Origin of the sequence: Janibacter indicus (genome assembly GCF_900176385.1) — a bacterium.
Classification (GTDB): domain Bacteria; phylum Actinomycetota; class Actinomycetes; order Actinomycetales; family Dermatophilaceae; genus Janibacter; species Janibacter indicus.
In genome coordinates this window covers 301,073-311,353 of sequence record NZ_FWXN01000004.1, presented here as the reverse complement: position 1 = coordinate 311,353, position 10,281 = coordinate 301,073, and the positions used below count along the sequence as shown (strand labels likewise).

Annotated in this window: 14 protein-coding genes; 1 reads left to right on the top strand and 13 read right to left on the bottom strand. The window is 70.0% G+C overall.

The window, feature by feature from the left end; all coding sequences use genetic code 11:
- Window positions 1–144 precede the first annotated feature (144 nt).
- From B9B60_RS06695 to B9B60_RS06665, 6 genes are all read right to left on the bottom strand, one after another.
- A complete protein-coding gene (locus tag B9B60_RS06695; protein ID WP_143445467.1) occupies window positions 145–876 on the bottom strand; it encodes a hypothetical protein in 732 nt (243 codons plus the stop codon).
- Window positions 873–1,664 (bottom strand): hypothetical protein, encoded by a 792-nt coding sequence (locus tag B9B60_RS06690; RefSeq protein ID WP_084450391.1) that lies wholly within the window; start codon window positions 1,662–1,664, stop codon window positions 873–875. The genes B9B60_RS06695 and B9B60_RS06690 overlap by 4 nt, the downstream gene beginning before the upstream one ends.
- Before the next feature lie 6 nt (window positions 1,665–1,670).
- Window positions 1,671–2,375: an SAF domain-containing protein gene (locus tag B9B60_RS06685; protein ID WP_084450390.1), complete on the bottom strand. Its 705-nt coding sequence runs from the start codon at window positions 2,373–2,375 to the stop codon at window positions 1,671–1,673.
- A gap of 70 nt (window positions 2,376–2,445) precedes the next feature.
- A complete protein-coding gene (locus tag B9B60_RS06680; protein ID WP_084450389.1) occupies window positions 2,446–2,706 on the bottom strand; it encodes a hypothetical protein in 261 nt (86 codons plus the stop codon).
- Window positions 2,707–3,347: 641 nt separating this feature from the next.
- On the bottom strand, window positions 3,348–3,938 hold the full coding sequence (locus B9B60_RS06670; RefSeq protein WP_084450387.1) for a hypothetical protein: 591 nt from the start codon (window positions 3,936–3,938) through the stop codon (window positions 3,348–3,350).
- 54 nt (window positions 3,939–3,992) lie between these two features.
- Window positions 3,993–4,481 carry a hypothetical protein gene (locus B9B60_RS06665; RefSeq protein ID WP_143445466.1) on the bottom strand — a complete coding sequence of 163 codons (489 nt, stop codon included), beginning with the start codon at window positions 4,479–4,481 and terminating at the stop codon, window positions 3,993–3,995.
- A gap of 263 nt (window positions 4,482–4,744) precedes the next feature.
- Here B9B60_RS06665 and B9B60_RS06660 point away from each other — a divergent pair, with 263 nt between their 5' ends.
- Window positions 4,745–5,551: an alpha/beta fold hydrolase gene (locus B9B60_RS06660; protein WP_084450385.1), complete on the top strand. Its 807-nt coding sequence runs from the start codon at window positions 4,745–4,747 to the stop codon at window positions 5,549–5,551.
- Between the two features lie 9 nt (window positions 5,552–5,560).
- On the opposite strand, the gene B9B60_RS06655 is transcribed toward B9B60_RS06660, so the two are convergent.
- Genes B9B60_RS06655 through B9B60_RS06625 form a run of 7 tightly spaced genes read right to left on the bottom strand, consistent with a single transcriptional unit; the run spans window position 5,561 to window position 10,158 of the window.
- A complete protein-coding gene (locus B9B60_RS06655) occupies window positions 5,561–6,037 on the bottom strand; it encodes a pilus assembly protein TadG-related protein (RefSeq protein ID WP_084450384.1) in 477 nt (158 codons plus the stop codon).
- Entirely contained in the window at window positions 6,034–6,474 is a 441-nt protein-coding gene (locus B9B60_RS06650) for a pilus assembly protein TadE (protein WP_084450383.1), read from the bottom strand. The genes B9B60_RS06655 and B9B60_RS06650 overlap by 4 nt, the downstream gene beginning before the upstream one ends.
- Window positions 6,471–6,866 (bottom strand): TadE family protein, encoded by a 396-nt coding sequence (locus tag B9B60_RS06645; RefSeq protein WP_223277614.1) that lies wholly within the window; start codon window positions 6,864–6,866, stop codon window positions 6,471–6,473. Before B9B60_RS06645 ends, B9B60_RS06650 begins: the two co-directional genes overlap by 4 nt.
- On the bottom strand, window positions 6,863–7,087 hold the full coding sequence (locus B9B60_RS06640; protein WP_084450382.1) for a hypothetical protein: 225 nt from the start codon (window positions 7,085–7,087) through the stop codon (window positions 6,863–6,865). Before B9B60_RS06640 ends, B9B60_RS06645 begins: the two co-directional genes overlap by 4 nt.
- Window positions 7,088–7,115: 28 nt before the next feature.
- On the bottom strand, window positions 7,116–8,069 hold the full coding sequence (locus tag B9B60_RS06635; RefSeq protein WP_084450381.1) for a type II secretion system F family protein: 954 nt from the start codon (window positions 8,067–8,069) through the stop codon (window positions 7,116–7,118).
- Window positions 8,066–8,932 (bottom strand): type II secretion system F family protein, encoded by an 867-nt coding sequence (locus tag B9B60_RS06630; RefSeq protein ID WP_185220565.1) that lies wholly within the window; start codon window positions 8,930–8,932, stop codon window positions 8,066–8,068. The genes B9B60_RS06635 and B9B60_RS06630 overlap by 4 nt, the downstream gene beginning before the upstream one ends.
- A complete protein-coding gene (locus B9B60_RS06625; RefSeq protein WP_084450380.1) occupies window positions 8,929–10,158 on the bottom strand; it encodes a TadA family conjugal transfer-associated ATPase in 1,230 nt (409 codons plus the stop codon). Before B9B60_RS06625 ends, B9B60_RS06630 begins: the two co-directional genes overlap by 4 nt.
- Window positions 10,159–10,281 lie beyond the last annotated feature (123 nt).

Genomic DNA, 10,281 nt, shown 5'->3' with positions numbered 1-10,281 from the left:
CACCGCCCACCCTTGACCGATGACCCGCTCGACGAGCAGTTCACGACCGTGCTGGTTCAGGCGGGCATTACCGTGGGACATGAGGACCTCCGGTCGGTAGGCGACTTAGACATCACCCACCGCACCCGGGGGTCCTCCCTTACGTCAACCCCGACACGGAGTGTCACCAACCTCTTGGCTGAGTACAGCTAGGTGCTGGATCTCCGAGATCTGGTCGGCGTCGCTGTCCGCGACCGGCGGACCGGTCTCCAGGGAGCCGTCGCTGAACTCGAGCGTGACCCCGTCGTGCCCCTCGATCTCGATGTTCTCGATCCCCGGCAGGTCCAGCAACGGCTGGAGTCGCCCGGCACCGAACATCGAGTCCAGCACTGCCCCGCGCAGAGCATTCTGGGCGTCCAGGGCCAATGGCCCCTCACCACGCGCGATCCGGTCCTGCACCCAGTCCTCGATGGCCTGCATCGTCAAGCGGGAGACCGTCGCCCGATGCCGGGACTCGTCCAGCACGGTGTCGGCGGACACCAGCGTCAGGGCAGCACTGACCTGGCTGCGCAGGTGCTGCACCGCTTCCCAGTCCACCCGCTCCAGCCGCTCCAGCGCCTGGCGGATCTGCCCCTGACGATCACCGCTGAGTACCTTCGCGGCGCGGCCCACCTCCAGGCGGGAGGCGGCGACCACCGGGACCTCACGCGTGTCCTCGTCGTCGCCATCAGGACCTACCCCACGAGGAGACGACGAGGGTGGCGGCGGCACCGGCGCCCCACTGCCGGATGCACCGGGAACGGCCCCGGCCAGAGCACGGGCACTGGGTGCCGGGCGCTGCGCGAAGAGCGGAAGGTCGGTCGGCTGCAACGGATCGGGCTGCTGCTTGGGGCTCATGCGCCGCCCCCTGCCACGGCCAGGTACTCGTTTGCGCCGCGGGTGTGCTGATCCACCGCACCGATCAGGCGACGCACGCTCAGCGGGTACCGCCCCCGCTTGCCCCAGGTACGTGACCCGGCGGCCTTGCCATCCCGAGCCACACCCGCCAGCACCGGGATACCCGAGGTGATCCCACTGATCTCGCGGGCGCCGTACGGGCGGTGGGACTCCCCCTTCGCATCGCCCAGCACCGGGACCACCGCCAACCGGTGGCGGGCACCGATGGCATCGAGCTCGTCCGCCAGCACCGGGGCACCGACGGCCAGCGTGTTCAACGCCGACAGCGTCGTGTCCGTGAAGAGCAGCACCGAGTCCGCGTGGGACCACAGCTGTGTCGAGGGCCCCGCCGCCCCCAAACGCCCAAGATCCACCAGGACGTCGACATGGGACTCCCGACTGATCTGCGCGAGAGCCTCGGCCAGCGGCCCGAAGACCGATACCAACGAGCGCATCTGTGCCACGTTGCCCACGGTCGGGACCAACCACGCACCACGAGGACGCTGCGGCAACGGGATCGCCAGCTCCCAGACCCTGGCCACGTACTCGTTCGTCGGGTGACCGGCCAGATCGAGGACGGATCGATTGTGCGGGTGCGCGCCCTGCCACCCGATACACAGCATCGCCGACCCCCCAGCAGGGTCGACCTCCACCAGCAGGGTTGGACGGTCGCTGACCTGAGCCCAGGTCAGCGCCGTCGAGGTCACGCCCGGCGAACCGCTCAGCGACGTCAGGATGTGAACAGCCACCCCGGATCAGCCGTCCTCATCGGTCGTGCCCGTACCACCCGGCGCGACGTTGAGGATCGCGACCCGTCCGGTACCGGCCGCCGCGGCGGCAGAAGGAGCATCACCCGACGCGATCGACACGTCCACCGTCATCGAACCCTTCTCGTCAGGCTCGCCCAGAGACAGCACCACCCCGGTGAACGCGGTCCCCGGCTCCAGACCTTCGATCGACTGACCACCGCCGGTGACGACCACCCGCACGGTGTCGCCCCGCTCCAGCCCGCTCGCCGGGTACTGCGCGGAGGTGACGGAGATCGGCACGATCGCGTCCCCGCTCCTCGGCGTGATCCGCTGCACGAAGGAGGCCTCGTCCACCAACGTGCCCGCCGGCAGGGCGCGTGTGGTCCGCCGCCCCACCAGCGACCCCAGGTCCTGACCCGACACGGTGCTGACGTCCTCCCCACCGCGAATCTGGGTCGTGGCCAGATCCGAGGCTCGCAGCTGGTCGCCCGCCTGCACGTCCTTGGTCACCACCACGACGCTGCGGGCCTCGCCGGCGCGGTTGACGGCCCACACCGCCAGCAGCGCGAACACCACCGCCATCGCCACACCCAGCAGAACCAGACGCACGTTGCGGCGCGGCTTGACCGCGCTCACCTGCTCCGATGCCGACCTGGTCACCGGCGGACCCGCCGCCGGCGCGGTCGACTCGGACGCGATCTCAACACTCATCAGTACTAAATCCCCCTGAAATCACAACGACATCCTCCGTACTCGGGCGCTGAAATCGCCCCGGAGGGAACTAGTTCTTGCTGACCACGCTCTGCAGCTCACCCACAGTGACCTGCTGGGTCGAGGACATGAGCTGCGTCGCGCTCCCCGTCTGGTCACCGCTCCACGAGATGTCCCAGACGTACGTCGCCGTCAACGTGTACGTCCCCGCCTTCTTCCACCCGTGCTCGAACCCGCACTCCGGAGCAGACCACCCATGCGCAGCCTCGTCATACTTCGTACCCGTGCCCGAACACACCGTGGTCTGACCATCACCCAGCGACCACTTCACCTGCGACACCTTCGCCGTCGCCTGAATCGAGAAACGCCCAGCCGTCGCCGATGCCGACTCGCTCGGCAAACCACCGTCTCCCTCACCAACCCACAACCACACCGGCACACCCACCGTGCCCCGACACGAATCGGCATCTGAGAGGCACGGCGAGGCCTGTAGATCAGGCTTCGTCAAAGCGATCTGGTCCACGGCCTCCTGACGGACAGAAGCCACCGACACCCGCGGACGAGCAGGCTGGCCAGCCGGAACCACGGAAACCTCCGGTACCGACCCAAAACATCCAGACACAGCAGTTCCAGAGACAATCTTCGCGCCGACGCACGCTCCGAGGCCCGCAGCAATACGAGACTCTTCCTCAGCAGTCAGTGGCCGGGACGGAGATGCAGCCACCGGCCTCGCTGCGGGATCGGCGGCTGGCGCTCCGCCCCCGTCACCGCCGCCTCCGTCACCGCCGCCTCCGTCACCGCCGCCTCCGTCACCGCCGCCCCCGTCACCGCCGCCTCCACCACCCCACTCGTCATCAGCGCCAAATTCGACGACTCCTTTGCCCGCTGGGCTGACGATGACATCGGTGGGGAGGACCGCCAATGCGGGCAGAGCCACGGTGAGCGTGAAGGCTGCGGCCGATCCGAGCACGGTCACTTTGCGCATGGCGACTGCCTTGCGTCGTTGCCCAGCAGTTGCTGAACTTCGTCGAGCTGCCAGGTCTTGCCGTCGTCCGAGGTGGTGAAACTCAGCAGGTGGACGTTCTCATGGGGCCCCTTTGGGAGCCGCGTGTTCGAGTCCCCGGGAGTGCCGGTCACGTCCTTGCCGTCCTTGTAGTAGCGGACGGTGGAGGTGCTGCACTCGTACATGGTCATATCCCAGCCGCCGGGAGCGTCCGGGTTCGATGCGTCCTGATGCATCGAGTCGATCGTCACGGAGCCCTTCTCCGTGATGCCCTTCTTCTTAAGGGAAGCGACTTGGTCGTTGTAAGCCTTGATGTAGGAGGCCGTCGCCCACTCAGTATCCTTAGGCAGGGGCTTGCCGGCGGCGATCTTGCGCATCATCGGAGCGATCTTCTTGGCCTCGGCGTAGGCGTAGTCGTCGTCGTACGTCGGCTCCGACGACGTCGAACTACTCGACGCGCTCGTCTTCTCGCCGTCGGCGTCTCCGCCGCAGGCCGCGAGGGTCAGGAGCGCGGCGGCACAGGCCATGGCCTGGGTGGATCGGGTCAGCGTCGGGCGCATGGATGTCCTCTCGGTCGGCTTCGAAAACTCACGGAGTAGTAGTTCCTCTCCCCACTAGCTGACTTCGCACGGGGAGTTTTTCGCGTCCTTGCCACTGAGGATCTGGGCCTTGTCGAGCTGCCACGTCTTGCCGTCATCGGGGGTGGTGAAGTTCAACAGGTGAACATTCTTCCGTGACCCTTTCGGCAGGGGCTTGCTGGGATCCAAGGGGTGGGCAGTGACATCCTTGCCTCCCTTGTACAGGCGCACCGTGGAGGTGCTGCACTGGTACATCGATAGGTCCCATCCCCCTGGGGCCGCCGGCTTGGATTCTGCAAGATGTGTTGCTTGAACAGACACGTTGCCTCGCTGTTTCGCTCCGGCTTCCTGGATCGCATCGAGAGCTTCGTTGTACGTCTTGATGTAGTTCGCCGTGGCCCACTCAACGTCCTCCGGCAGTGGCTTGTTCGAGTCATGAGAGAGCAGCGCTTCGTTGCTCTTCTTCGCCTCGGAGTAGGCGTACTCGTCGTCGTACGCCGGCTTCGAGGAGGACGAGCTGGCCACTGAGCTCGTGGTACTCACCCTCTCACCGTCAGCGTCGCCACCGCACGCAGTGAGGACGAGCAGCGCTGCGGCACAGGCCACCGCTTGCGTGGATCGCGTCAGTGTCGGGCGCATAGATGTCCTCTCGGTCGGCCGCGACAGACGTCGCGAAACAGTCCCCACCCGACTTCATCACGCGGGCGCCGAGTGCGCATCCCGGAAACGTCGCCCGCACCACCGTCGCCGAGCAAGACGGGCCGTCGGCCCTGTGCTTGGCTGCTCGCATGACCCACCCACACGTTGTGCGCCACGGAGCCAGCGTCCCGCTCATCGCCGTCCACGGCAACGGCGTCGACCACCGCCTGCTCCTCGCCCTGGACGACTCCCTGGCCGAGGGCGGCGCGTGGGAGCGCACCTACCTCGACCTGCCCGGCTTCGGCAGCACCCCGGCCCTGACCGGCGAAGGGGGCCTGCCCCACCTCGCGCAGTGGCTCACCGAGACCACCTCCGCACTGGTCGGCTCGGCCCCCTTCGCGCTCGTCGCCAACTCCCTCGGCGGACTGCTCGCCCGGCACCTCGTGGCCCAGTTCGGCGACCAGGTCCTCGGACTGGCCCTCATCGCACCCGTAGTCGACCCCGACGCCTCCCGCCGCACCCGGCCCGAGCGCACCGTCGTCGACCGCGACGAGGAGCTCCTCGCCGAGCTGACGGATGCGGACCGTGACGAGTTCACCGGCATGGCGGTGCGGCAGACCCGTGACTCGTGGGCTGCCTTCGAGCGCTGGGCGCTGCCGGGCGTGCGCGCAGCCGACCCGGCCGCGATGCAACGGCTGGCCGCCGACTACGCGCTCGGCACCGTCCCCGAGGAGCGCGGCCCCACCTTTCGGGGGCCGACACTCGTCGTGGCCGGACGGCAGGACCACGTCGTCGGCTACGAGGACCAGCTGCGGCTGCTCCCCCACTACCCGCGTGCGAGCGCACTCGTCGTCGACGCGGCCGGGCACAACGTCCACCTCGAGCAGCCCGCGATCGTCGGGGCCGCCGTTGCCGACTGGGCACGCCGAACCCACCCCGACACGCAGGCTCCCTGACCCGCCCGGCTACCCGGGTGTCACGCCGGCCCGGGCCCGGGACTCGACGGTCACGGTGACCGAGCCGCCCATGGTCCGCAGCAGTCCCCCGATGAGCGGCAGGTCCGCCTCGCCGGACAGGCGCACCACCGCTGTCCGGCCGTCGGGGCTGCCGGTCCCGCTCGCGACCTTCCAGCTCTCCAGGCCGTGGGGCCGGGAGCGCCCGGCGAGGTGGTCGGCCGCGCTGGCCTGCACGGTCGCGTCGTCGAGCGGCAGGTCCGTGCCCAGACCGCGGTCGTAGACGAGCTTGGCGCTGTCGTCCGTCGCGTCGAGGGCCGCGGAGTCGGCGGCGTCGAGCAGACGCATCCGCGAGATCTGCACCGAGGTGACTGCCAGAGCCCCGATGATCAGCGTCAGCACGACGACGGTCAGGCCGGTGATGAGCAGGGTCAGCTGTCCGCTGTCGTCACGACAGCGGGCCACGGCACGAGCGCGAAGGGAGGTCATCGCACCTCGTACCTCGGCACGGGCGCGGTCTGGGTCGCCGAGACGGGGATCTCCAACGGCACCACCTCACGGAAGAAGGCGGGCACGAGCGGCATCGGCACGCTCACCTCGGCGCGGCTGGTCACCGACGCCCCGGGGGTCAGGCAGGGCGAGTCGGTGCAGTCGACGGCGACCTCGCCCATGCCCGGGAAGCCCTGGTCCTCGAAGGCGATGTCGGCCGCAGCCTGCGACCTCGCCGAGGCGGAGGCATCGTCGCGGGCGGTGACGAAGGCGCGCGCGGACTCGCGAGCCGCCTGGGTCACGGCATAGGAGCCGGCCTGCAGCCGGGCCAGGCACAGCACGAGGTAGATCAGCGGGACGAGCAGCAGGATCGCCAGCCAGACGAACTCGATGACGGCGCTCCCCCCTTCGTCGGCCAGACGCTCGCGGACGCTCACTGGGTCTCCGCGAAGGCTCGACCGGTGACGTCCATCGCACCGCCGGGACCGAAGGGCCCGATGACCGGCAGGGGTGCGCTGACGTCGACCACGACGACGTCGACCCCCGCGGCCGTGGTGTCGACCCGCGCCGTCACGTCACCCGCGAAGCGGGCGGACAGGCTGCGGCCGATGAGGTCCTCGGTCCGGCCGGCGCCCTCCTGGGGCGTCGACCCCTCACGTGCGCCATAGCGAGCCCCCTCCGAGGCGCACGAGATGAGGGTGTTGCGCACATGCAGCGTCAGCCCGAGCTGGAAGACCCCGAGGAAGACGAAGAGCAGCAGCGCAGAGGTCATCGTGAAGTCGGCGACGGCCGACCCACGATCGTCGTGCAGCCTCGCGGCACCGATCAATTGTGGACCTGGTCGGGGCCGGTGACCCCGGTGATCGCGCGCTCGAACATGCCCTTGAGCTGCTCCCCCGCGATGGCCCAGATACCGGTGACGAGGGCCGCGGTCATCAGGGTGATGAGGACCCAGCCGGGCACGTCGCCGGTCTCGTCGTCGAGGCGCGCAGTGGCCCGCCGCACGGCATCGGTGAGGCGGACGTGCGCCTTGATGAGCTGTTCGTTCATGTCTTTCTCCTTGGTGCGTGCTGGTCGGTCACATCTGGAACTGGAAGAAGCCGAGGCCCGGGAACATGGCGAAGAGGATGGTGACGGGCAGCACGCCGAAGACGACCGGGACCATCATCGCGATCTCCTTCTTGCCGCCGGCCTCCATGATCAGGCGACGCCCCTCCTCGCGGACGTCCTGCGCCTGGGCGCGCAGCACCTCCGCCAGCGGGGTGCCGCGCTCGACGGCGACGACGATGCCGTCGACGAAGCGGGCCAACGAGGCCAGGCCGGTGCGGTCGGCCAGCCCCTGCAGGGCGGCCGGCAGGCTGGCCCCGGCGCGGGCGTCGGCGAGGCAGCGACCGAGCTCGTCGGACAGCTCGCCGTCGGACAGCCGCACGACCCGCTCGAGCGCACCGGCAGCGCCTTCGCCTGCACCCACCGCGAGCGCGAGCAGCTCGGCGACGGTGGGGAACTCGGCGAGCATTCGGGCCTCACGCCGGTCGGCCTCACGGCTGAGCAGCGAGTCGCGCGCGACGACGCCGATGGCGAAGCCGAGGACGACGAGCACGAGCAGGAAGAGGGGTGAGCGCCCCTGCCCGGTCACGTAGACGATGCCGAGGAACCCGCCCGCGACCGCCCCGGCGAAGCCGTAGACGACCTGCTCGGCGCGGAAGTGGTCGGTGTCGGGCACGCGCCCGGCCCTCAGCAGACGCCGCCGCACCGACGAGGTGCCGCCGAGCACCTGCTCGACGCGGCGGGCCAGGTCGCTGACGACGGGGCGCAGGACGGTCGGGATCACGGCGGTGAGCGAGACGTCCTCGACGGCGAGGAGCCGCGAGGGCTTGGGGGTGTCGCGCAGGTAGGGCGCGAGCCGGTCGTCGAGGGTCGCCTGACGGTGTCTCGGCAGCCCCTGCCAGACGAGGAGGGCGCCCAGGGCGAGCAGCAGCCCGAGCAAGGCGCCGCTGCGACCGAGGCCGATGTCGTGGAGCAGGTCGGTCATCGCAGCACCCGCTCTTCCTCGGGCAGCCGACCGATGCGCACCATGATCCGGTAGGCCACCACGGTGGACACCGCCCCGACGGCGAGGACGAGCACCCCGGTCGAGGTGTTGTAGGCCTGCACGGACTCGGGGCGGGTCGACAGCAGCGCGAGCACGATCCACGGCGCGGCGACGGCGAGCCGGGCGGCGTTGACCGTCCACGACTGGCGGGTCTCGAGCTCGCTGCGGGTGCGCGCGTCCTCGCGCAGGAAGGTCGACAGGGTCCGCAGGAGCGAGCCGAGGTCGGACCCACCGACCTCGCGGGCGATGCGCAGCGACTCGACGAGCCGGTCGCCGACGGGGTCGGCCAGGCGGTCCTTGAGCCGGTCGAGGCAGTCGTTGAAGCGGCCGGTCGTGCGGTAGTCGCTGGCGAAGTCGGCAAAGGCGGGCCGCAGCTCCTCGGGCCCACGGACCGACAGCTGGGCGAGGGCCTCCGGCAGTGCCAGGCCGGCGCGCACGGCGGAGGTGACGTTGTCGACGGCGTCGGGCCACAGGTCCCGCAGGTGCGCCCGGCGGGAGCGGGCCCGCACCCGCACGACGGCGACCGGCACCCAGCCGGCCATGACGGCGAAGCACAGGGCAATCGCCGGCACCCCGGTGAGCGCGGTGACCGTGAGGAAGATCAGCAGGAAGGCGATGCCGCACGCGGCGAGGAGTAGTCGGGGCCCGATGCCGCGGTAGCCGGCCTGGGCGAGGTCGTCGGCGAGCCCACGCATGACCCGACTCTCCCGCTGGACCCGCTGGCGCTCCTCACGAGGCCAGCAGGACCACCAGATGAGGAAGACCCCGGCCCCGAGGATGGCCCCCACGAGCACGCCGGTCACGGCGACCCACCCCCGAGGATGGCGGCGACGTCGTAACCGGCCCGCTGGAAGCGGTCGCGGTGCGGCGGGTAGCCGTCGGCGCGCACGAGCCGACCGTCGCGGGTGGTGAAGATGTCGCTGATCTCGACGACGTCGTTTTCGATCCGGCCGGGCAGCGCGACGATCTCGCGCACCCGGCGCACGCCGTCGGACTCGAGCGCGGCGTGCACGACGATGTCGATCGACCCGGCGACCGTCGGCACGACGAAGCGCGAGCCGACGTTTTCGCCGGCGAGCAGCGGGAGGGTGCACATCTTGGTCACCGCCTCGCGGGCCGAGTTGGCGTGGATCGTGCACATGCCCGGCAGCCCGGAGTTGAGCGCGATGAGCAGGTCGAGGCTCTCGGCCTGCCGCACCTCGCCGACGATGATCCGCGACGGGCGCATGCGCAGCGCCTCCTTGACCAGGCGCCGCAGCGGCACCTCGCCCAGTCCCTCGAGGTTGGACTGGCGGCACTGCATCGACACGACATCTCTCAGCGGGATCTTCAGCTCGAAGACCTCCTCGCAGGTCACGACCCGCTCCCGTGGCTGGATCGCCGCCGACAGGCAGTTGAGCAGGGTCGTCTTGCCGGCCTGGGTGCCGCCGGCGACGAGGACGTTGAGCCCCGACGCGACGGCGGCCTGGAGGAAGGTCGCCGCCTCCTTGGTCAGCGTGCCCAACCGCACGAGGTCGTCGAGGTGGTCGGCCTTGACGACGAACTTGCGGATGTTGACGACCCAGTGCTCCCGGGTGATGTCGGGGATGACGACGTGCAGCCGGCTGCCGTCGGGCAGGGTCGCGTCGACGAAGGGGGACGACAGGTCGATGCGTCGCCCCGAGGACTTGAGCATCTTTTCGACGAGGTCGCGGACCTCGTCAGCGGTGAGCACGGTCGAGGTCAGCTCGGCGACGCCGTTGCGGGCGACGAAGACCTGGCTCGGGCTGTTGATCCAGATCTCCTCGACCTGCGGGTCGTCGAAGAAGCGCTGGAGGGGCCCGAAGCCGGCGACGGTGTCGAGCACGGACTTGACCGCGGCCTCGACATTGCCGAGCATCGGCAGCCCGCCGTGGGTGCTGCGCTCGTCGTAGTCGGACACGGCGGCGCGCACGAGGTCGGCGACCTCGGCGGTCTCGCGGACAGGGTCGAGCCCGGAGCGGCGGATGAGCTCGCGGACCTCTGTCTCGACCGTCTTGACAGCATCCATCGGCGGATCCCCCCTTCGTCGTGTGGCGTCGTCCTCGCGGACCTCCCCGGTCCACTGGCCCACGACGGTACTGAATTGAGCGCGATCCGCATCTCGAGAATCCACAGGCCAGCCCGATCCGCG